The sequence below is a fragment of the Prescottella sp. R16 genome, assembly GCF_030656875.1.
Classification (GTDB): Bacteria; Actinomycetota; Actinomycetes; order Mycobacteriales; family Mycobacteriaceae; genus Prescottella.
Map to the genome: position 1 here is coordinate 514,351 of NZ_CP130943.1, position 20,860 is coordinate 535,210.

Annotated in this window: 17 protein-coding genes and 1 tRNA gene; 12 read left to right on the forward strand and 6 right to left on the reverse strand. The window is 68.3% G+C overall.

Annotated features, from left to right (window positions below; genetic code table 11):
* Window positions 1-73: 73 nt before the first annotated feature.
* From Q5696_RS02350 to Q5696_RS02375, 6 genes are all read left to right on the forward strand, one after another.
* Complete coding sequence (locus Q5696_RS02350) at window positions 74-1,876, forward strand: multicopper oxidase family protein (protein ID WP_305093639.1); 1,803 nt, start codon at window positions 74-76, stop codon at window positions 1,874-1,876.
* Between the two features lie 77 nt (window positions 1,877-1,953).
* Entirely contained in the window at window positions 1,954-2,595 is a 642-nt protein-coding gene (locus tag Q5696_RS02355) for a PepSY domain-containing protein (protein ID WP_305093640.1), read from the forward strand.
* Between the two features lie 63 nt (window positions 2,596-2,658).
* Window positions 2,659-3,213 (forward strand): Fur family transcriptional regulator, encoded by a 555-nt coding sequence (locus tag Q5696_RS02360; RefSeq protein ID WP_305093641.1) that lies wholly within the window; start codon window positions 2,659-2,661, stop codon window positions 3,211-3,213.
* Window positions 3,210-4,676 carry a catalase gene (locus Q5696_RS02365; protein WP_305093642.1) on the forward strand — a complete coding sequence of 489 codons (1,467 nt, stop codon included), beginning with the start codon at window positions 3,210-3,212 and terminating at the stop codon, window positions 4,674-4,676. The genes Q5696_RS02360 and Q5696_RS02365 overlap by 4 nt, the downstream gene beginning before the upstream one ends.
* Window positions 4,677-4,983: 307 nt before the next feature.
* On the forward strand, window positions 4,984-5,796 hold the full coding sequence (locus Q5696_RS02370; protein ID WP_305093643.1) for a metal-dependent hydrolase: 813 nt from the start codon (window positions 4,984-4,986) through the stop codon (window positions 5,794-5,796).
* 168 nt (window positions 5,797-5,964) lie between these two features.
* Window positions 5,965-7,686: a cholesterol oxidase substrate-binding domain-containing protein gene (locus Q5696_RS02375; RefSeq protein WP_305095105.1), complete on the forward strand. Its 1,722-nt coding sequence runs from the start codon at window positions 5,965-5,967 to the stop codon at window positions 7,684-7,686.
* 178 nt (window positions 7,687-7,864) lie between these two features.
* Here the strand turns inward: Q5696_RS02375 and Q5696_RS02380 are convergent, their stop codons facing one another.
* The 3 genes from Q5696_RS02380 to Q5696_RS02390 form a co-directional block, all read right to left on the reverse strand.
* Complete coding sequence (locus tag Q5696_RS02380; protein ID WP_305093644.1) at window positions 7,865-8,899, reverse strand: ABC transporter substrate-binding protein; 1,035 nt, start codon at window positions 8,897-8,899, stop codon at window positions 7,865-7,867.
* Window positions 8,900-9,104: 205 nt separating this feature from the next.
* A tRNA-Pro gene (locus Q5696_RS02385) sits at window positions 9,105-9,181 on the reverse strand.
* A 55-nt stretch (window positions 9,182-9,236) separates the two neighbouring features.
* A complete protein-coding gene (locus Q5696_RS02390; protein WP_305093645.1) occupies window positions 9,237-10,217 on the reverse strand; it encodes a metallophosphoesterase in 981 nt (326 codons plus the stop codon).
* A 66-nt stretch (window positions 10,218-10,283) separates the two neighbouring features.
* Here Q5696_RS02390 and Q5696_RS02395 point away from each other — a divergent pair, with 66 nt between their 5' ends.
* The gene (locus Q5696_RS02395) at window positions 10,284-10,760 is read left to right on the forward strand and encodes a GatB/YqeY domain-containing protein (protein WP_305093646.1); all 477 of its coding nucleotides are present in this window, start codon (window positions 10,284-10,286) and stop codon (window positions 10,758-10,760) included.
* A 7-nt stretch (window positions 10,761-10,767) separates the two neighbouring features.
* Here the strand turns inward: Q5696_RS02395 and Q5696_RS02400 are convergent, their stop codons facing one another.
* The gene (locus Q5696_RS02400; protein WP_305093647.1) at window positions 10,768-11,409 is read right to left on the reverse strand and encodes a hypothetical protein; all 642 of its coding nucleotides are present in this window, start codon (window positions 11,407-11,409) and stop codon (window positions 10,768-10,770) included.
* A gap of 139 nt (window positions 11,410-11,548) precedes the next feature.
* On the opposite strand from Q5696_RS02400, the gene Q5696_RS02405 reads away from it, so the two are divergent.
* From Q5696_RS02405 to Q5696_RS02425, 5 genes are all read left to right on the forward strand, one after another.
* Entirely contained in the window at window positions 11,549-12,844 is a 1,296-nt protein-coding gene (locus Q5696_RS02405) for a metal-dependent hydrolase family protein (protein ID WP_305093648.1), read from the forward strand.
* Window positions 12,838-13,578: a hypothetical protein gene (locus Q5696_RS02410; protein WP_305093649.1), complete on the forward strand. Its 741-nt coding sequence runs from the start codon at window positions 12,838-12,840 to the stop codon at window positions 13,576-13,578. The genes Q5696_RS02405 and Q5696_RS02410 overlap by 7 nt, the downstream gene beginning before the upstream one ends.
* A gap of 3 nt (window positions 13,579-13,581) precedes the next feature.
* Window positions 13,582-15,561, forward strand: a complete 1,980-nt coding sequence (locus Q5696_RS02415; RefSeq protein ID WP_305093650.1) for a YhgE/Pip domain-containing protein — start codon at window positions 13,582-13,584, stop codon at window positions 15,559-15,561.
* Window positions 15,562-15,609: 48 nt separating this feature from the next.
* Entirely contained in the window at window positions 15,610-16,992 is a 1,383-nt protein-coding gene (gene gad, locus Q5696_RS02420; RefSeq protein WP_305093651.1) for a glutamate decarboxylase, read from the forward strand.
* 252 nt (window positions 16,993-17,244) lie between these two features.
* On the forward strand, window positions 17,245-19,626 hold the full coding sequence (locus Q5696_RS02425) for a helix-turn-helix transcriptional regulator (protein WP_305093652.1): 2,382 nt from the start codon (window positions 17,245-17,247) through the stop codon (window positions 19,624-19,626).
* A gap of 16 nt (window positions 19,627-19,642) precedes the next feature.
* On the opposite strand, the gene Q5696_RS02430 is transcribed toward Q5696_RS02425, so the two are convergent.
* Both Q5696_RS02430 and Q5696_RS02435 read right to left on the reverse strand, forming a co-directional pair.
* On the reverse strand, window positions 19,643-20,194 hold the full coding sequence (locus Q5696_RS02430) for a type 1 glutamine amidotransferase domain-containing protein (RefSeq protein WP_305093653.1): 552 nt from the start codon (window positions 20,192-20,194) through the stop codon (window positions 19,643-19,645).
* Window positions 20,191-20,829, reverse strand: a complete 639-nt coding sequence (locus Q5696_RS02435; RefSeq protein ID WP_305093654.1) for a DUF2231 domain-containing protein — start codon at window positions 20,827-20,829, stop codon at window positions 20,191-20,193. Before Q5696_RS02435 ends, Q5696_RS02430 begins: the two co-directional genes overlap by 4 nt.
* Window positions 20,830-20,860 lie beyond the last annotated feature (31 nt).

Here is a 20,860-nt window from a genome sequence, read left to right on the forward strand (position 1 = left end):
TGCCGGCCCGGTTGGGTTTCCGGCGTAGCGTCGGGCGTGCTCCGGCAGACGACCACAGGGAGTGTGACGGTATATGAGCGGTGGCATCTCGCGGCGCGCCTTCACCCGCGGACTCGGATACACCATCGGGGCGGTCGGACTCGGAGCGGCCTGCAACGCCACGGCCCGCGGCCAGGACCTCGGTGACCTCGCGAACATCGACCCCGCCCGGCCGCTGCTGTTCGCGTCGCCGCACCTCGAACCGTTCGTCGACGACCTACCCCGGCTGCCGCAGCTCACCGGCACCGGTATCGAACTGCGCGCCGGCAGCACCATCCACCGCTTCCACCGCGACCTCGCCCCGTCACCGGCCCTCTCGTACGGCGGCGTCGACTACCTCGGTCCCACCGTCGAAGCGCACCGCGACGACCCGCTGACCGTCACCTACCGCAACGACATCACCGTCCACCCCCTCGCCGCCGACTTCGACACCACCCTCCACGGCGTCACCGACCAGGACCGCACCACCGTTCCCACCTCCATGCACCTGCACGGCGCCGTCACCCCGCCCGAACACGACGGCCACCCCATGTTCCTGCAACGTCCCGGACAAGGCCACGTCCACCACTATCCGAACGGCCACGAGGCCGCCGGCCTCTGGTACCACGACCACGCCATGGGCATCACCCGTCTCAACGTGTACGCGGGCCTCGCCGGCGCCTTCCTGCTCCGCGACCGCCACGACACCGGCACGACAGCGAACGCGTGGGGGCTCCCGTCCGGCGAATTCGAGATCCCCCTCGTCATGCAGGAGAAACTGTTCACCGCCGACGGACACCAGAGCTACCGCGTCTCCCCGCTGCTCCCACCCGGACGCTGGGACCCCGCCACCCCCGGCGACGTCGGTGTCGTCAACGGAAAAGTGTGGCCGATACTCGACGTGGCCCGCGGCATGTACCGGCTCCGGCTCCTCAACGCGGCATCGTTCAGCATCTGGAATCTGTTCTTCGGCAACCGGATGCGCTTCTGGATCATCGGCACCGACAGCGGGCTGCTACCCGCTCCGGTGCCGTCCACCGCCATCCGTCTCGCCCCCGGTGAGCGCGCCGACATCCTCGTCGACTTCGGTGGCCTCGACCCCGGCACCACCGTGGACCTGTGCAACGACGAACCCCCGCCCCTCGGCGTCGCGCAACGTGGCGTCCGGCCCATGCCCCTGTTCTGCCGCTTCCGCGTCGCCACCGGGCAGGGCCGCCCCGCCACCGTGCCGGAAACGCTGCGCGGTGGCCCGGGGCAACCGGACGCACTCGGCCCCGTGCCCGTCCCGCAGACCCAGCGCACCGTCACCGTCCTGCAACTACCCGACCCCGCCACCGGCGGAGTCCTCATGTCCCTCAACAACCTCCAGTTCGGAGACCCGGACATCGAGACGCCCCGTCAGGGCACCGTCGAACAGTGGAACATCGTCAACGTCAGTCCCGAGCCACACCCGATCCACCTGCACCTGGTCAGTTTTCGTGTCCTCGGACGCCAGGACATCGACGTCGACCGGTACGTCCGGGACCACCCGCAGCCACCCGTCGGCACCAAATGGGCGCCGCCCGTCGACGACTACGTCACCTCACCACTGCATCCACCGCAGCCGTGGGAGACCGGACCGAAGGACACCGTCGTCGCCGACGTCGGCACCGTCACCCGCGTGGTCGCCGAATTCCCGACCGCCGACCGGCTCGGCTTCGACCCCGACGCCACGTTCGGCACCGCCCCGGCACCGGAGGGGCACGACGGCCACCCGATGCCGGCAGCAGGACCCCTGCAGGGCTACGTGTGGCACTGCCACATGCTCGACCACGAGGACCACGACATGATGCTCGGCTTCCGTGCGGTCGCACCATGAGATCGGCCCCGTTTCCTTTCGCCGCTGCCCGGGTACCCGGGCAGCGGCAACTCCTGCGACCCATGGGCGGTGAAGCCATGCTCCTCCCGGAAACTCCCCGCCGGCGAACCTGCGCCGCGATCCTCGCCGGTATCGCAATCGTCGCGCTCGCCGGATGCGGTGACAGTGACGACAATTCCGCCACCTCGCCTCCCACGGTGACCACGACGACGGAACCGTCACCCGGCGCGACGGATCCGGCGTCCCCGGCGACGGGAAACACCGACGGTGCGGCGGGGGAGACGCCCGCCCCGGCCGGTGACGCGGAGGCTCTCGACCGGGCCGGGGGCACCGCCGTCGGCGCCGTCCCGGGCAGCACCCTGATCTCCATCGAACGCGAGGGCGGCGGCACGTGGGAAGTCCAGGTCGTCACACCCGACGGCGTCGAACACGGGGCGGACGTCTCCGCGGACGGGACGCAGATCGTGGCCGGTCCCACCGTCGACGACGAGGATGCGGACGACCGGGCGAAGCATCAGGCGCGGATCCAGGCGGCCCGTCTCGACTACGCGGCGGCAGCGGACGCGGTCCGTGCCGCGATCCCGGGCGCCGCGATCACCGAACTGAATCTCGACGATCACGGCGGCGCCACGGTGTGGGAGGCGGACGTCTACACCGATCCGGGAATCAAGCACGAGGTGACGGTCGACGCGGTCACCGGACAGGTGCAGTGGCGCTGACCCCCAGTTGTCTGGATTCAATCGTTCTCTTGACTAAATCCAGAAAACGGGCATACTGGGGTCATGCAATCAGGAGACCACGATTTCGACGCCCGCACCCGGCTGCGTGACGCCGGTCTGCGGGTCACGGCACCTCGGATTGCAGTCCTGGACATGGTTGCCGCGCATCCACATTCGGATGCCGACGCCGTAGCCACCGAGGTGCGACGCCGACTCGGATCGGTGTCGACCCAGGCGATCTACGACGTGCTCGGCGCCTGTGTGCGGGTGGGTCTGCTGCGTCGTATCGAGCCCGCGGGTTCGCCGGCGCGGTACGAGACCCGCACCGCCGACAATCATCACCACCTGGTGTGCCGCTCGTGCGGCACGGTCGTCGACGTCGACTGCGTCGTCGGCCACGCTCCCTGCCTGGAGCCCTCTGATCGCCACGGCTTCGAGATCGACGAGGCCGAGGTCGTGTTCTGGGGCTTGTGTCCCGATTGCCGCAGCGATTCGGCGAAAACCGGGGCACAGACCGTTACCAGCTCACAGAATCAAGACGATGTGCCCGGAACGGGTGGGTCGATCACCTCGAAGACAGCCACAGCCCATCAGCGCCAAGGAGGCTTCGCAAAATGACGTCCGCAGAATCACGTCCGACCACGAACAACTTCGGAATCCCGGTCGCCAGCGACGACGAATCGCTCACGGCGGGAACGCAGGGCCCGATCCTTCTGCACGATCACTACCTGATCGAGAAGCTCGCGCAGTTCAACCGTGAGCGGGTCCCGGAGCGCATCGTGCACGCCAAGGGCGGCGGTGCGTTCGGCGAGCTGGTCGTCACCGGTGACGTCAGCAAGTACACGAAGGCGAAGTTCCTGCAGCCCGGCAAGAAGACCGAGTCGCTGGTGCGGTTCTCCACTGTCGCCGGTGAGCAGGGCAGCCCCGACACCTGGCGCGACCCGCGCGGTTTCGCGATGAAGTTCTACACCGAGGAAGGCAACTACGACCTCGTCGGCAACAACACGCCGATCTTCTTCATCAAGGATCCGATCAAGTTCCCGGATTTCATCCGTTCGCAGAAGCGGCTCCCGGGCTCGGGTCTGCGCGACCACAACATGCAGTGGGACTTCTGGACGCTGCGCCCGGAGACCGCGCACCAGGTGACGTGGCTGATGGGTGACCGCGGCATCCCGAAGACGTGGCGGCACATGGACGGTTTCGGCTCGCACACCTACCAGTGGGTGAACGCGGCCGGTGAACGCTTCTGGGTGAAGTACCACTTCAAGACCGACCAGGGCATCGAGTTCCTCACGCAGGCCGAGGCCGACACCCTCGCCGGTTCGGACCCCGACTACCACCGCGCCGACCTGTACAACGCGATCGAGCGTGGCGAGTTCCCGAGCTGGACCATGAAGGTGCAGGTCATGCCCGTCGCCGATGCGGAGGGCTACCGCTTCAACCCGTTCGACCTGACGAAGGTGTGGTCCCAGCAGGACTACCCGCTCATCGAGGTCGGCAAGTGGACGCTCAACCGGAACCCGGAGAACTTCTTCGCGCAGATCGAGCAGGCGTCCTTCGAGCCGTCGAACGTGGTACCCGGCATCGGGTTCAGCCCCGACAAGATGCTGCTGGGCCGCGTCTTCTCGTACGCCGACGCCCACCGGTACCGCATCGGCACCAACTACGCCGACCTGCCGGTGAACGCGCCGAAGAACCAGGTGAACTCCTACTCCAAGGAGGGCGCGATGCGGTACACGTTCAACTCCGCCGACACCCCGGTGTACGCGCCCAACTCGTTCGGTGGGCCGCACGCCGACCCGTCGGCCGCCGGTGACGAGGGCCTGTGGGCGTTCGACGGTGAAGCGGTGCGCGCCGGGTACATCGAGCACCCGGAGGACGGCGACTTCACCCAGGCCGGAACCCTGGTCCGCGAGGTGCTCGACGACGCGGCCCGCGAGCGGCTGGTGAGCAACGTCGTCGGCCACGTTCTCGGTGGGGTGCAGGAACCGGTCCTCTCCCGCGTCTTCGAATACTGGAAGAGCGTGGACGCCGACCTCGGCAAGAAGATCGAGGACGGTGTGCGCACCGGCCTGAAGTGATCGACAGATGAGAAGGGCCCGTTCCGGAATGTTTCCGGGACGGGCCCTTCCCCTCTCACTCGCCGGTCAGGGGAGCATGCTCCACCAATAGACGAGTGTCGCCGCCACCCACAGCAACACAGTGCTCATGGCCGCCTCCCGTGCGTTCGATCGGACTCGGAGAACCTTCCTCCATCATGCCTGCCGAGTGCGTGAAGCGGAACGGCGGTCGACCTGTCGGTGGACGTTGCTAGCGTCTGCCGCGAGGGGCCGAGTGGTCGGGCCCCTCGCATCGTCTGTGCTCGGCGCTCGAAAGGTACGTTCCCCCATGGTGATGGGTGCAACCCATGCAATGTCCGGTGCCGCGGTCGGCCTCGCCGTCGCGGATCTACTGCCCGCGGACTGGGGAGGGCCCACCTCGACCGCCGAGACGTTCGCGTTCGCCGGGGTGTGCGCCGGCGCGGCGCTGCTACCGGATCTCGACACCGCCCAGTCCACCGTCGCCCGCTCGTTCGGCCCCGTTTCGAAGGCGCTGGCCTCCGGGGTCGACACGGTCTCGCTCGCCGTGTACCGGGTGACGAAGGGGCGCAAGGACCCCAACCGGCGCGGCGGGCACCGCACGTTCACCCACACCGCACTGTTCGCGGCCGGGCTCGGTGCAGGTGTGTCGGCGCTGGTCGGCCAGTTCGGCCGGCCGGCCCTGATCGTCACCCTGTTCTTCACGCTCGGGCTGGCGTTGCGCGGACTGTTCGGGCACTGGGCCCGGGACAAGGGCTGGCTCGCGGTCACCGTGGCCGCCGCGTTCCTGTCGATCCTCACGTGGCAGTGGTTCCCCGACGAGGTGGGCTCGACCGGACTCGGGGTCGCGGTCGCCCTCGGCTGCGCCGTGCACTGTCTAGGAGACATGATCACCAAGGAGGGGGTGCCGTTCCTGGCCCCGTTCGTGCCGTTCGGGGGACGGCGGTGGTGGGAGCTGCGGTTGCCGTCGTTCCTGGCGATCCGGGCCGGCGGCGGTGTCGAACGAGCGTTCCTCGGCCCGGCGCTGACGATCGTGACCGTCGCGCTCGCGGTGTGGTCGATCGACGGCGCACCCGAGGCGATCACCGACGCACTCCGGAACTCGGTGCAGATGTCCGAGTGACGGCGCTCCCGACGAATATTACGGAACCACTGGCATCGAAAGGGGATGTGCCCTAGTTTGGGCTCGTTGTCCCCGAGCGAGCGGAGTGAAGAAGTGGGTACCGACCGGCACGACGATCTCGAATCCGCCCCGCGGAACCTGCTGTCCCGCAGAGGCTTCCTCGGCGGCATGGCCGGAGCTGGTGCCGCCGCCGGTGCTGTCGCTCTCGGCGGGTGGACGCCCGCCGTCGCGCTGCCGGCCCCCGGCTCGGCCGGCAGCAGCCAGGCCTCGACGCTGCCCGTCCCGCCGGCCTTCCCCGACGACGTCCCACTCGTCCAGCAGGGCTACGTGAACTGGGCCGGGGACATCCGGTTCGACGCCGTCTGGACCGCCACCGCCCGCACCCCCGACGACGTCGTCCGGATCGCGAACTGGGCTCTCGACCACGGCTACCGGGTCCGGGCCAAGGGCACGATGCACGGATGGAGTCCGCTCACCGTGGTGCCGGGCGAGAACGTCGAGCGGACGGTGCTCGTCGACACCATGACGCACCTGAACGCGGTGACCGTGCACCCCGGCGCCGTGCCCGCCACCGTCACCGCGGCCGGCGGCGCGAGCCTCGAAGCGATCCTCACCGCACTGCAGGACCACGGGCTCGGCTGGGCCAATTCACCCGCGATCGGCGACCTCTCCATCGCCGGGGTCCTCGCGATCGGTGCGCACGGCGCCACCTACCCGGCGGCGGGCGAGACCGTCGTCCCCGGCCAGTCGTTCGGGTCGCTGTCCAACCTCGTCACCGCCCTCACCGCCGTCGTGTGGGACGCCGACGCCGCCCGGTACGGGCTGCGCGAATTCACCCGCGCGGACCCCGAGATCACCGCACTGCTGACCCATCTGGGCCGCAGCTTCGTCACCTCGGTGACGCTGCAGGCCGGGACGAACACGCGACTGCGGTGCCGCAGCATCATGGATGTTCCGTGGCAGGAACTGTTCGCGCCGCCGGGCGCCCCGGGCCGGACGTACGAGAGTTTCGCCGAGCAGACCGGACGTGTCGAGGCGATCTGGTTCCCGTTCACCGACAAGCCGTGGCTCAAGACGTGGACCCCCACCCCGGTCCGCCCGTCGGAGTCGCGAGAGGTGTTCGGCCCCTACAACTATTTCTTCACCGACCGGCTGCCCGAACCGCTCACCGACCTGCTCGGGCAGGTGGCGTCGGGTATCGGGGCGGCGACGCCGGCGTTCGGCATCGGCCAGCTGGCGGCCGTGCAGGCCGGGCTCGCGCTCACCGACACCGACGACCTGTGGGGCTGGTCCAAGGACGTGCTGTTCTATCTGCGGCACACCACGATGCGGGTCACCGCGGGTGGTGGCGTCGTCGTCACGGCCCGCAAGAACATCGCCCGCGTGATCCACGAGTTCACCACGTGGCACAACGAACGGATGACGGAGCTCGCGGCCCGCGGCGAATACCCGATCAACGGCCCGTTCGAGGTCCGCATGTGCGGCGTCGACGACCCGGCCGAGGTACTCGTCGACTCGGCCGGCCCCCCGAACCTGTCGCCCGTGCGCCCGCGCCCCGACCGTCCCGAATGGGACACCTGCATCTGGATGAACGTCGTCACCCTGCCCGGCACGCCCGGCGCGTCCGCGTACTTCCGGGACATGGAGCGGTGGATGGCCCGGAACTACTCGGGCGACTACGCGACGTTCCGGTCCGAATGGTCCAAGGGCTGGGCGTTCACCGGCGACGGCGGCTACCGCGACCCCGAATGGCTCACCGAAACCCTGCCCGCCGCCTACACCACCGGCATCCCCGCAGCGGGCGGGTGGACGGCCGCGACGGAGTCACTCGACGCCCACGACCCGCACCGGATCTTCGCGAACAGCTTCCACGACCGGCTGCTGCCGTAGATCGGGAAGGAAAAAGAAGTAGGGGACCGGCGGTTCGGTCGCCTCTCGGCGAAAGGCGCAACGCAGCTCCAGCCGAACGGAACTCTGCGAAGGCGGTAATTTTGAGCCCGGGGGACACGAACCGCCGATCCGGCCTGTTCAACCGCGCCCACGGCGCGGTTATTCCTACGGTCTGTTCCTACTGTCCGCCGAGCAGGTTCTGCAGGTCGTCGAGCACGATCATCGCGCCCGTCGGGCCGAGCGCCAGGAACCACGTCTCGTCGGACACCGGCACGGCCTTACCGTTGCGCACCGCACTCATCCCCGCCCACAGCGGGCCGCCCAGTACCTCCGCCTCGGCGGTGGTGTCGGTCTTGCCGTAGGTGGAGTAGAAGACCCAGTCGCCGTCGGCCTGCGTGATCGTTTCGGGGCTCACCTCGACGGCCAGTTCCTCGATGTTCTGGATGTCCGGCCGGCGCAGGCCGACGTCCTGCAGGATCACGCCGATGAACGACAGGTTGCCGTACAGGCGGGTCTTACCGGTCATGAACCGCACCAGTGAGATCGACGGATCGCCCTCGATGCTGTCGCGGACCTCGTTCGCGCGGGTCTGGTAGTCGTTGAGGACTGCGTCCGCTTTCGTCTCCTCACCCAGGGTGTCGGCGACGAGCAGGAAGTTCTCCTTCCACGGGAAACCGGGACGGATACCGAACACCGTCGGTGCGATCTGCGACAGCTGCGGGTACAGCTTGTCGGCGCGCAGCTTGCTGCCCAGGATCAGGTCGGGCTGCAGCGCGGTGATCGCCTCGAGGTTGAGGTTGTTGGTGGTGCCCACGTCGGGGACGCCGGCGAGCTTGTCCGCCAGATACGACGGCTGACCCGCCGCACCCTCGGGGCTGGCGATACCGACCGGGGTGATGCCGAGCGACAGGACGTCGTCGAGCTCACCGCCGTCGAGCACGATGACGCGCTCCGGCTTCTTCTCGATGACGGTCTCACCCAGCGCATGCGTGACGGTGCGCGGGAACTCGCCGGGCTGCGCGTCACTGCCCAACGCGGCGGTCGCGGTGTCGGCGGTCGCGAACAGGCGGCCCCCGGTCGCGACATCGGTGTTACCGGACTGATTGCTGCCGGCGTCGGACGAGCCGCACGCGGTGGCGGCGAACACGGTCGCGAGCGCGACCAGTGCGACCCGCACCGAAGCACGGGTACGGAGAGAGGAACGACTGAACATGAGGTGAGGCTAGCCTGCCCTGAGGGTGGGGTTGTCGGCGGTGCCCCCTGCAGTCGCACACCTTTTCCCGAGATCGCACACGTTTTCGACAGCGAATCGGTGTGTGATGCCGGGAAAAGGTGTGCGATGCCGGTCTATTGCCAGGCCCCAAAACCAGAAGAGGCCCTGTCCGATCTCTCGGAGAGGGCCTCTGCCTGTTCTTCACTGGTCGGGGTGGCGGGATTCGAACCCACGACCTCTTCGTCCCGAACGAAGCGCGCTACCAAGCTGCGCCACACCCCGGTGTTGAACCTCGGCTAGCTTACAACACTGTTTCACCAGGGGTTAAATCGGCTGGTCAGCGGCCCAAAACGGCACTTTCCACGGCGGCGGAACCGCGACCGGACACAGTCTCCTCGCGAGGAGCGGGGACGAGAGTGAGCAGTGTCGCCTCGGGGCGGCAGCAGAACCGGGCCGGGGCATACGGCGACGTGCCGACACCCGCCGATACGTGCAGGCGCATGTGCGAACCCCAGCGGGACGGCCCCTTCACCCGGGACCGGTCCAACTGGCAGTTGGTGACGAGTGCGCCGTAGAACGGCAGGCACAACTGGCCGCCGTGCGTGTGCCCGGCGAGGACCAGGTCGTAGCCGTCGTCGGCGAACCGGTCGAGCACCCGCGGTTCGGGGGAGTGGGTGATGCCCAGCTTGAGCTGCGCCAGCGGGTTCGGGGGGCCCGCGATGGTGTCGTAGCGATCCCGCTTCAGATGCGGGTCGTCGACGCCGGCGGCCGCGATCCGCACCCCGGCCACCTCGAGTTCCCGGTGCACGTGGGTGACGTCGAGCCAGCCGCGTTCGGTGAACGCCGCCCGCAGATCCGCCCACGGCAGCGGCGCCCCGAGCACCCGGCGATGCTCCTTCACGAAGTACTTGAACGGATTCTTCGGCTTGGGCGCGAAGTAGTCGTTGCTGCCGAACACGAACAGACCCGGACGGGCCAGCAGGCCGCCCATCGACTGCACCACCGCCGGAACCGACTTGACGTGCGACAGATTGTCGCCGGTGTTGACCACCAGATCCGGTTCGAGCCGGTCGAGTTCACGCAGCCAGTTCTGCTTGAGTCGTTGGTTCGGCATCATGTGCAGGTCGCTGATGTGCAGGACGCGCAGCGTTGCCGAACCCGGTTCGAGAACCGGCAACGTCGCCTCCCGGAGGGCGAATGCGTTCCGCTCGATCAGCGAGGCGTAACCGATACCCAGTGCGGCGGCGCCGGCGGTGGCGAACGCGGCCCGACTCAGGGCGCTGCGATTCGGGGTGCGGGCAGACAGATCAGACACCATTTCAGAATACGGGTGGACGCAACGAAGATGCAGGACACCGCGCTGAGCGCGTGTAGCGTTCGGCACATGGCCGATACCGCTTCCTCTCTCGAGTCCACGCTCCGCGCCGATCTCACGACCGCGATGAAGGAGAAGGATCAGCTGCGGCTCGCGACGATCCGCATGATCCTCGCCGCGGTGCAGAAGGAATCCACCTCCGGGAAGGAGGCCCGCACCCTCACCGACGACGAGGTCCTGAAGGTGCTCGCGAAGGAATCCAAGAAGCGCGGTGAGGCCGCCGAGATGTATACGCAGGCCGGGCGCGGTGAACTCGCCGCCAACGAGCGGGCCGAGGCGCAGGTCATCGACGCCTACCTGCCCACCCCTCTCACCGATGCCGAGCTGGCCGACATCGCGGACACCGCGATCGCGCAGGTCGCCGAGGAGATCGGGGAACGCCCCGGGATGCGGCAGATGGGGCAGGTCATGAAGGTTGCGACCGCGCTCGCCGCCGGCAAGGCCGACGGATCGCGGATCTCCAAGGCGGTCAAGGACCGTCTCTAGACGGATGTCACGACGCCGTCGCCGGTGCGGGTGACGGCGTCGTGTTCCGTCCGACGAACAGTATCGACGCGAGCAGGAAACACAGGGCGCCCACGAACGTCCCCAGGCTCGCGATGTTCGGATCGAGGCTCGCGCCGTCCTTCAGGACGAACGAGCCTGCCGCGGACACCCCGAACGCGATCGAGCCGAGCATGTTGAGCCAGGTGCTCTGCCAGTCCTTCGACCGTGGATCCCAGTAGCTGCCGGCCCGCCACAGGATCATCACGGCGAGAGCGCTCGAGACGAGGAACCCGATCGACCCCTCCGCGTTCGGGTTCCACACCAGGTGCATCTCACCGCGCACCGTGTGCGCGTGCAGCGCCGCGCCGGTGCTGACGTTGAACAGGATCGTGCCGAAGAGCTGGATCGCGGACGCCAGCCACACCGCGCGGATCGCGGTCGCACCGTTGTCGGTGGTGGTTGCCGCGCCGCTCAGCATCAGCTGGACGAAGGCCGCGGCGGTGAAGAACCACGAACCGACGAAGAAGGTGGTGTTCGCGCCTCCCGCCCCCAGCATCGACGTCAGGCCGGGTGCCGATCCGATCGCGAACAGTGCGGCACCGATCACGAAACCCCAGGACTGCATCCGCAGAGTCGGATGAATCAACATGCCCAGCAGTGTAATTCGAAGAAGGTCGGTTACGTCCCGGTTCGTCGGGGTCGTCAACGGATGAATTGGGGGATGAGGTTCGATTACACCTCCGGTGTTCGAAGAGCGAGAGGTCGGTGGTGCTGCTAGCGTCCGCCACATGACGGCCACATCGGAAACTGGAAATCGTTTGCTGTTCCGCAACGTTCGAGTGTTCGACGGAAAATCGGGGACGCTCACCGGTGGGGACGTTCTCATCGACGGCGATCGCATCGCCGCAGTATCGGAGTCACCTGTCGGGGACGATCCGGCCCGGAAGACCACGGTCGTCGACGGCGGTGGACGGGTCCTCATGCCGGGTATGAGCGACGCGCACGTCCATCTCGTCGGAAATGCCAACTCGTACATCGACATGGTGATGGGCACCGAGGCGCACATCGCCCTCAACGGTCTCGCCGAGGCCAAGAACATGCTGCACCGCGGCTTCACTGCGGTCCGCGACATGGCCGGCGACACCGGCAGTATCAAGTCGGTGATCGACCGCGGTCTGTTCGAGGGACCGCGCATCTACCCGTCCCAGGCCGCGATCTCCCAGACCAGTGGGCACGGTGACTTCGGATTCGTCTACGAGTGCCCGACCGCTCTCGGCGGCGACCAGAGCCGGGCCGAGCAGATCGGGTTCATGCGTGTGGCCGACGGCCCCGACCGCGTCCTCGCCGCCGTCCGCGAACAGCTCAAGAAGGGTGCGTCGCAGATCAAGCTCATGGTCGGCGGCGGAGCCGCATCCATGTACGACCCGCTGTACACCGTGCAGTTCGTCGACGAGGAGCTGCGCGCCGCGGTTCGTGCCGCCACCGACTACGGCACGTACGTCGCCACCCACGTCTACAACGTCACCGGTATCCGGCGGGCGATCGCGGCCGGCGTCAAGTCGATCGAGCACGGGCATCTCGCGGACGAGGACACCGTCGCGCTCATGGCGGAGAAGAACGTGTGGCTGTCGATGCAGCCGTTCGCGCTCGGGGACCACCACTACCCGGACCCGGACCGTGCCGAGAAGGACCGCGAAATCTGTTCCGGCACCGACAAAGTGTACGAGTGGGCCGAGAAGCACGGCGTCAAGACGGCGTGGGGCACCGACCTGCTCCTCGAACCGCAGATAGCGCCGCGTCAGAGCGAGATGGCGGCCCGATTGGGTGACCACTACAGCAACCTCGACGCGCTGCGGATGCTGACGTCCGGCAACGCCGAACTGTTCCGCATGGCCGGTGAGCGAGACCCCTACCGGCAGGCCGAGTTCGGTGTCGTCGCCCCCGGCGCGTGGGCGGACGTCCTGCTGGTCGACGGCAACCCGCTCGACGACCTCGGGCTGCTCGCCGACCCGGCGAAGAACCTGACGGTCATCGTCAAGAACGGTCAGGTCGTGAAGAACACGCTGCGAGGTGAATCTTGGTAGAGACGTTCGTCGGCGACGACCGGTCGCCGACCGAGCGGATCACCGGAACACTGGTGTCCGCCAGGGGAATCGAATTGCGCGGACCGTGGGGGCACGTGTTCGGCCCCCTCGACCTCGACATCGATGCCGGCGGGGTCACGGTGCTCGCCGCCCAGGCCGGTGCCGCCCGCACCGCGCTGATGATGGCGCTGTGCGGCCGGATGCGGCTCACCCGCGGATCGATCACCGTCCTCGGGCTGAAGGACAAGCCGAACAAGGTGTTCACCCGCTCGGCGATCGCCTGTTTCAAGGAGCTCGACGAGGTGAGCCCGTCGGTGACGGTGCAGGACCTCGTCACCGAGCAGCTCCGCTGGACGTCCCCCTGGTACAAACTCGTTCCGCGGGTGTCGGAGCAGGGCGTCGCCGACATGTGCGCAGACGTGTTCGGGGACATCCCGTTGCCCGCACTGCACGCGTTCGTCGACGATCTCCCCGAACTACAGCAGCTGCTGCTGCGGATCGCGGTCGCGAACACCCGCCGGCCCCCACTGCTCGTGGTGGGACGAGTGGACCGGATCGCCGACGACGCAGAACGTTTCGAGCTCCTCGAACGGCTCGTCGCCCTCGGTGAACGCCAGTCGATCATCACGGCGGACGTCAATCCGCTCCCGCCCGACTGCGGGATCGCCGGCGTGGTCGACCTGCGCGGACTGCTCGGCGCCGGCGACATCGGCGTCATGACCGAGGGGAGGTGACCGATGCTCGCCGGAATGTCACTGGGAAGCGACTCGAAGCGGTACTTCCGCGGCACCATGCCGCGGATCGCGATCGCCACCATCGTCCTCATGCCGTTGCTGTACGGCGCAATGTATCTGTGGGCCTTCTGGAACCCCTTCGGCGCGGTCGACAAGATTCCGGCCGCCATCGTCAACAACGACACCGGCCTCACCGCCACCGGCCAGCAGATCGACGCGGGCGACCAGGTCGTGGAATCGTTGATCACCTCCGGGCAACTCGACCTGCACGAGGTGTCCGAGGCCGACGCCGTCGAGGGACTGTCGACCGGCAAGTACTACTACACGATCACGATCCCGGAGAACTTCACCGAGGCCGTCGAATCCCCGAACGGCGACGACCCGGAGAAGGCCGACCTGATCTTCACGTTCAACGACGCCAACAACTACCTTGCCACGATCATCGGCCAGGACGCGTCGGAACAGGTCATCGCCCAGGTCAACTCCACGATCGGTGCGCAGGGTGTCGGCACCGTGCTCACCGGTCTGCAGAGCGCCGGATCGGGCCTGAAACAGGCCGCCGACGGTGCCGGGCAACTCGCGTCGGGCATCGATACCGCCAAGAGTGGAGCCGACCGACTAGCCTCGGGTGCAACCGAACTCTCGACGAACATGGTCACCGCCCGGGACGGGTCCGCACAGCTCGCCGCCGGTGCGTCCCAGCTCGCGACCGCGATCGACGGCGTCACCGGACCCCTGCTGACCGCGCTGGACAGCGGCACCGTCCAGAACATCGCCGGCCAGGTGTCCGCGCTGCGGCAGTCCATCGAGGCCCTCGACGCAGCGCTTCCGCAGCCGTCGCAGCTGCCGCCCGGCGTGCAGACGGCGGTCGATCTCCTCACCGGCAACCCCGATCCGGTCGCCCAGCAGGCCCTGGCCGCGCTGACCACCCTGGCGCCGCCGCAACTCCAGGCCGACACGGCCGCACTGCGCGCCGAGATCCAGCGGATCGGCGGCGACGCCCGCGCACTCGAATACCAGATCGTCGACCCGTCGAGCCCGCTCCAGCAGGGACTGTCGATGCTGCAGAGCGGTCAGATCACCGGCGACGTCGAACAGCTGCGCAACGGTGTGAACCAGCTGAACACCGGTGCCGCGACACTGCATTCGGGACTCGTCCAGCTGACCGACGGCAGTGTCCAGCTCTCGGGCGGCGCGAACCAGCTGTCGTCCGGCATGGTGGAATTGCAGACCGGTTCGCACCAGCTCGCGGACGCGTTGGCGAAGGGCGCCGGCCAGGTCCCCGACTGGAGCGACGAACAACGCACCGCGACCGCCGACACCCTGTCCACCCCGGTGGCCCTGAAGCAGAACACCACCAACGAGGCGTCCACGTTCGGCACCGGTTTCGCGCCGTTCTTCCTGTCGCTCGCCCTGTTCGTCGGAGGCATCATCACGTGGATGCTGTTGACGCCGTTGCAGTCCCGACCCATCATCGGCGGTGTCGGGCTGTACCGGACGGTCCTGGCGTCGTACTGGCCGGCGCTGCTGGTCGGGGTGCTGCAGGTGATCGTCATGTACACCGTCGTGCACTTCGGCGTGGGACTCGACGCCCGGCACGTCGCCGGCACCGTCCTGTTCCTGATGCTGGTGTCCGCGACGTATCTCGCGATGATCCAGGCCTTCAACGCCATGTTCGGGGTGGCGGTCGGACGTGTGGTCACCCTCGCGTTCCTCATGCTGCAACTCGTCTCCGCCGGCGGCATCTACCCGGTGCCGACCACTGCGAAACCGTTCCAGTACATCCACCCGTTCGATCCGATGACGTACACCGTCAACGGACTGCGCCAGCTCACCGTCGGCGAGCAGGTCGACTCGCGGCTGTGGATCGCGATCGCGGTCCTCGTCGGCATCCTGCTGGTGTCGCTCACCGCGAGCGCCCTGTCCGTGCGCCGCAACCGCCGCTACACGATGGAACGGCTCTACCCGCCGATCGAGGTCTGACCCCGAGAGCCCACAGCTCACCAGTTCGCATCACCGGAGGAGAAGAAGATGTCCGACAGCTTTGCCGCTCCCACCGAAACCCTCGCCCCCGCCTACACGGGCCGTCTCGGAACCGACCCCATTCCGGCACTGCGAATGCCCAAGTCGGAGACCGATCCGGAGGCCGCCTACCGGTTCATCCACGACGAGCTCATGCTCGACGGGAGTTCGCGACTGAACCTGGCGACCTTCGTCACCACCTGGATGGATCCGCAGGCCGACCGGCTCATGGCCGAGACGTTCGACAAGAACATGATCGACAAGGACGAGTACCCTGCCACCGCCGAGATCGAGACCCGCTGCGTCAACATGGTGGCCGCGCTCTTCCACGCCGACGGACTTTCCGCGACCGATCCGTCGTCGGCCACCGGCGTCTCCACCGTCGGCTCGTCGGAGGCCGTGATGCTCGCCGGGCTGGCACTCAAATGGAAGTGGCGGCAGGCCCGGCAGGCCGCCGGACAGGACGTGTCCCGCCCGAACCTCGTCATGGGCAGCAACGTGCAGGTGGTGTGGGAGAAGTTCTGCCGCTACTTCGACGTCGAAGCGAAATACCTGCCGATGGAGAAGGGGCGCTACGTCATCACCCCCGAGCAGGTGCGGGATGCCGTGGACGAGAACACCATCGGTGTCGTGGCGATCCTGGGGACCACGTTCACCGGCGAACTCGAACCGGTCGCCGAAATCACGCAGACGCTCGACGAACTGGCGGCATCGGGCGGGCCGGACGTGCCGGTGCACGTCGACGCGGCCTCCGGTGGCTTCGTCGTCCCGTTCCTGCATCCGGAACTGCAGTGGGACTTCCGGATTCCCCGGGTCGTGTCCATCAACGTCAGTGGCCACAAGTACGGCATGACCTATCCGGGAATCGGTTTCGTCGTGTGGCGTTCCAAGGAGCACCTGCCCGAGGACCTCGTGTTCCGGGTCAACTACCTCGGCGGCGACATGCCGACGTTCACCCTCAACTTCTCCCGGTCCGGCAACCAGGTGGTGGGCCAGTACTACAACTTCGTCCGCCTCGGCGTCGCCGGCTACACCGCGATCATGGAATCGCTGCGCGACACCGCCCTGATGCTGTCGTCGGAGATCGCGAAGATCGACGACATGCACGTCATCACCGACGGATCCGCGATCCCGGTCCTGTCGTTCGAGGTCGTCGGCGACCCCGGATACACGGTCTTCGACATCTCGCACGAACTGCGGGCCCGCGGCTGGCAGGTGCCCGCCTACACGATGCCCGCCGACGCCGAGGACGTCGCCGTCCTCCGAATCGTCTTGCGCGAAGGACTCTCCCGCGACCTCGCCCACCGTCTCGCGCAGACGATCGCGGAGGTCGTCGCCGCGCTACGGGAAGGACGTGGCGTCGGACATACGGCGCAGGCGTTCGCGCACTGAACGCCCGGTTCCCGGGCCGGACGCAGTAGTTTCGGCCCGGGAACAGTGGCCTATTGCCCGTTTCGGGAGGCGCCGACCCGCTCTGCCTCGTACGATGCCTGAAACGGTGGGCTTCCGGGGCGGTGACGTATGGCGATCGGGTTCGAGCCGAGGGACGGGTCGGCGCAGGAGTCTCGTCTCCGAGAGCTCTGTGCGGTGCTGGACGAGGGGTTTGCGCGCAGAGCGACACTGCGCACCCTGGTGTGTGCCCCGGTGGCCACAGGGAAGACTGCGCTGCTCGCGTGCTGGCGGGACCATCGTCGGGCCGAGGCGACCGCGTGGGCGACTCTCGACGCGTCCGACAACAACGTCGACTCGCTACGGAACCGGCTGAAACTCGCCGTCGACGGCCTCGAGCCGACGATGCCCGACGCTGTTCTCGTCCTCGACGACGGGCATGTGGTCGACGATCCCGCGGCCGTCGCGTATCTGACGGAGTTCGTCGACGCCGCACCGTTCCACGTGCTGGTCGCGGCCCGACGGTCCCCGAGACTCCCGTGGCCCAAGTTCGCCGCCGAGGGGCGCCTGTCGTTCCTGGGCTGGCAGGATCTGGCCTGGGATCGTGGGGCCGTCGCCGAGGAGTTCGCGCGGTACGGCTGCACCCTCGCGGACGACGACCTCGATCTGGTCCACGAGATCACCGGAGGATGGGCGGGCGCAGTCCGCAGTGCCGCCCTGCTGTTCGGTGCGGACGGACGGACCCGGCCCGCGATCGTGGAACTGCGCGACCGCCCCCAGCCCGTCTCCGGCTACGTGGTGGGGGAGACGATCGCTATGCTGCCGACGGATCTGGTACGAGCCCTGCGCTCGACCAGCGTGAGCGAACGGTTCACTCGACGACAGTTCGTGGCCGCGGGCGTCTCGAACGCCGACCCGGCCCTGTATCTGTGCGAGCAACACGGTATTCCCGTGAGCCGCGAGCGGACCGCCGAGGGGCTGGTTTACGCGTGGCATCCATTGGTGCGAATGCACATGAAATCGATTCTTCAGGAAGAAGATCCAGACGATTTCGAGCGGTCGGTGGTGGCCGAGGCGCACTCGCTGGCGCGTGCCGGCCGGATCGGTGACGCATTCGCACGCCTGCCCCCTACTGTGGGTGACGACGTCGTCGGCGACTTCGTCCACCGCTACGGCCCGGCCGCCGTGTTCGACGGCGCCGGCGACGCCGTCCTCGACACGCTCGGCGCGTCACACGACCACCTACCCGGTGTCCGATTGCTGCGTGCCCTCGCAGCGCTCGAGATCAACGACCCGAATGCGGCACGTGCACATCTTCATTCGGCCGGGCGCGGCACGTGCCTCCCCGGTGTGCTGCGGATGTTCGCGGTGGCACTCGGGATCGAAGCCGCGGTGTTGGCCGGGCGCCCGGTCCCGGAACCCGACACCCTTCGGAGGGAACAACTTTCGAGTACCGGAAGCGTCGACATCGACGGCTACGTGAACATACAGTTCGCCGCGGCACTCATGCTGTCGCGCCGATACCGGGCATGCGAGGATCTGCTCCGGGAAACCCTCGCCCTCGTCGGCGCCGACGGGCATCCACGCCTCGTACTGCGGGTGTTGGCGCGCCTCGCGATCGTCGCGGCACTGCGGGGCGACCGGGAGACGATGGAGCAGCGCGCGGAACGTGCGGTGGCGTACGCCGTCGACCACAATCTCGAGCGGCTGATCGATGCCGCGCAGAGTGCCGCGACAGTCGGGATGGCCCGGTACTACCGGGGCGAGTCGCTACCGGACAGTGGTCCGCTGTACATGCTCGCGTCCAACACTGAGGTCCACCTCCGTCCGGACGGGACCGAGGAACCGGTCGTCGGAGGCCACGCGGACGTCACCTTCGCGCTCCTGCGGGCCCGTCACAGTTCCCCGCCGATACCCGAGGACGCGGCGTATCTGGCACGGGCCCTCGACGGATTGCTCTCGCGAGGCGGGCAACCCGGGACAACCGACCGATACGTGCCCGAAGTGGTGGCAGTGCTCGTCGACGCCGGTCGGGTCGCGCTCGCCGACGACATCGTCCGCACGGCCCGCGACGTCCTCGGCGACAGCCCGGACCTGTCGGCAGCGCAGGCGATCGTGGCGTTGGCGAACGGCGACATCGCAGGCGCGGAAGAACTGGGCCGTCGCGTGCTGGACGGGGAGCCGCCCCCGAAACGGGTTCTCGCGGTGCAGGGGTGGGTGCTCGTGGCGGTGGCAGCGTTCCGTGACCGACGGACCGAACAGGCGTGCTCGGCGATCCGGCAGGCGCTGCTGCTCGCGGAGCCCGACGAGGTGGTACGCCCGTTCCTCAACTATGCCGGTGACACCGCGGAGATGCTGTCGGCCGTCCGCCCGGGAGACGGCGTCACCGTGTGCTTCCTCGACCGGCTCCGCGGCAAGCTGGTCGAGCACTCCGCCGGGCGCAACCCGGGTCTGACCCGGTCCGAGAAAACCGTTCTCGCGAAACTTCGGACGGGAAAAGTGTTGCGGCTCATCGCCGAGGACATGCACCTGTCAGTGAACACCGTCCGCACCCATGCCCGCAACGTGTACCGCAAACTCGATGTCGCCGGCCGGGAGGAAGCCGTCGAAGAGGCGGTCCGCCGGGGCCTGCTCTGACGGCCGGCACCGCACGCTACGTCGACGCCGCCGCGAACACCTCGACCAGCTTGTCGCAGAACGCCGGGAGGTCGCCCGGGTTCCGGCTCGAGACCAGATTGCGGTCGACGACCACTTCCTCGTCGACGACGGTGCCGCCGGCGTTGCGGATGTCGGTGCGCACGCTCGGATACGACGTCAAGGTGCGGCCCCGGACCACGTCCGCCTCCACGAGCGTCCACGGGCCGTGGCAGATCACCCCGACGGGTTTCCCGGAGGACACGAAGTCGCGGACGAACGTGACCGCGTGGGCATCCTGCCGCAGCTGGTCCGGGTTGGTGGTGCCGCCGGGCAGAACGAGTGCATCGAAGTCGCCGACCTGCGCATCGCCGACGACCAGGTCCACGTCGTGGCGGCCGGCGGGATGGACGTCGCGGTTCATCGCCTGAATCTGCCCGGGCGACAACGACAGCAGGCGGGTCGTCGCACCGGCCTGCTCGAGGGCTGTGCGTGGTTCGACGAGTTCGACCTCTTCGACGCCGCCGGTGGCGAGGACAGCGACGGTTCGTCCGGTGAGCGACGCGGTCATCGGTGTCCTCCTCCCGCAGTTACGTGATGACGGCCGCCGTGTTCCGCGACGGCCGGGGGAGCATCGTCGAGATCGGCGAGGACCGGATCGAACGCGGGCCCGCCGGTGGCGTCGGCCGCCGTCATCCCGGCGCCCTCGGCGAACACGAGATGCCCGCCCAGGGCCCCACCGACCCCGACCGCGGCCAGCGCCGTCGCCGACAGCGCGACCGCCACCGGATCGAAGGCGTCGGGGTCGTGTCGACGGCGCCGGAACGATGCGAGCGACAGCACGATCCCGACGGCGTTGGCGCCCGCGTGGATCAGGCCGACCCGGCGCTGCCGCACACTGCGTTCGCTCCAGTCCAGCCAGCCGGTACCCGCCGTCGGGGGAACCACGGCCAGCCCGATACCGAGCAGCCGACGGGCGGACCGGTGATCCCGGAACACGGCATCGAAGACGAGCGCACCGGTCCAGGCGCCGATCGGAAGCGACACCAGGACGGGATGGACGGGATGGCCGAGCCAGTCGCCGCGCAGACCGGCGGCGACGGGGCTACGGCCCGGACCCGACCGGACGAGGTGGGCGAGCGTGCCGGAGAATCCGTCCAGGGACGACGCCGACTCCGCCCGCTCGAGCAGGTTACGGATATTCATGCCGGACGGCTACCCGCCGCCCGGCCGCGGC

Coding starts and splice junctions, on each gene's coding strand:
- Q5696_RS02350 (WP_305093639.1), top strand. CDS start 74: ATGAGCGGTGGCATCTCGCGGCGCGCCTTCACCCGCGGACTCGGATAC.
- Q5696_RS02355 (WP_305093640.1), top strand. CDS start 1,954: ATGCTCCTCCCGGAAACTCCCCGCCGGCGAACCTGCGCCGCGATCCTC.
- Q5696_RS02360 (WP_305093641.1), top strand. CDS start 2,659: ATGCAATCAGGAGACCACGATTTCGACGCCCGCACCCGGCTGCGTGAC.
- Q5696_RS02365 (WP_305093642.1), top strand. CDS start 3,210: ATGACGTCCGCAGAATCACGTCCGACCACGAACAACTTCGGAATCCCG.
- Q5696_RS02370 (WP_305093643.1), top strand. CDS start 4,984: ATGGTGATGGGTGCAACCCATGCAATGTCCGGTGCCGCGGTCGGCCTC.
- Q5696_RS02375 (WP_305095105.1), top strand. CDS start 5,965: ATGGCCGGAGCTGGTGCCGCCGCCGGTGCTGTCGCTCTCGGCGGGTGG.
- Q5696_RS02380 (WP_305093644.1), bottom strand. CDS start 8,899: ATGTTCAGTCGTTCCTCTCTCCGTACCCGTGCTTCGGTGCGGGTCGCA.
- Q5696_RS02390 (WP_305093645.1), bottom strand. CDS start 10,217: ATGGTGTCTGATCTGTCTGCCCGCACCCCGAATCGCAGCGCCCTGAGT.
- Q5696_RS02395 (WP_305093646.1), top strand. CDS start 10,284: ATGGCCGATACCGCTTCCTCTCTCGAGTCCACGCTCCGCGCCGATCTC.
- Q5696_RS02400 (WP_305093647.1), bottom strand. CDS start 11,409: ATGTTGATTCATCCGACTCTGCGGATGCAGTCCTGGGGTTTCGTGATC.
- Q5696_RS02405 (WP_305093648.1), top strand. CDS start 11,549: ATGACGGCCACATCGGAAACTGGAAATCGTTTGCTGTTCCGCAACGTT.
- Q5696_RS02415 (WP_305093650.1), top strand. CDS start 13,582: ATGCTCGCCGGAATGTCACTGGGAAGCGACTCGAAGCGGTACTTCCGC.
- gad (WP_305093651.1), top strand. CDS start 15,610: ATGTCCGACAGCTTTGCCGCTCCCACCGAAACCCTCGCCCCCGCCTAC.
- Q5696_RS02430 (WP_305093653.1), bottom strand. CDS start 20,194: ATGACCGCGTCGCTCACCGGACGAACCGTCGCTGTCCTCGCCACCGGC.
- Q5696_RS02435 (WP_305093654.1), bottom strand. CDS start 20,829: ATGAATATCCGTAACCTGCTCGAGCGGGCGGAGTCGGCGTCGTCCCTG.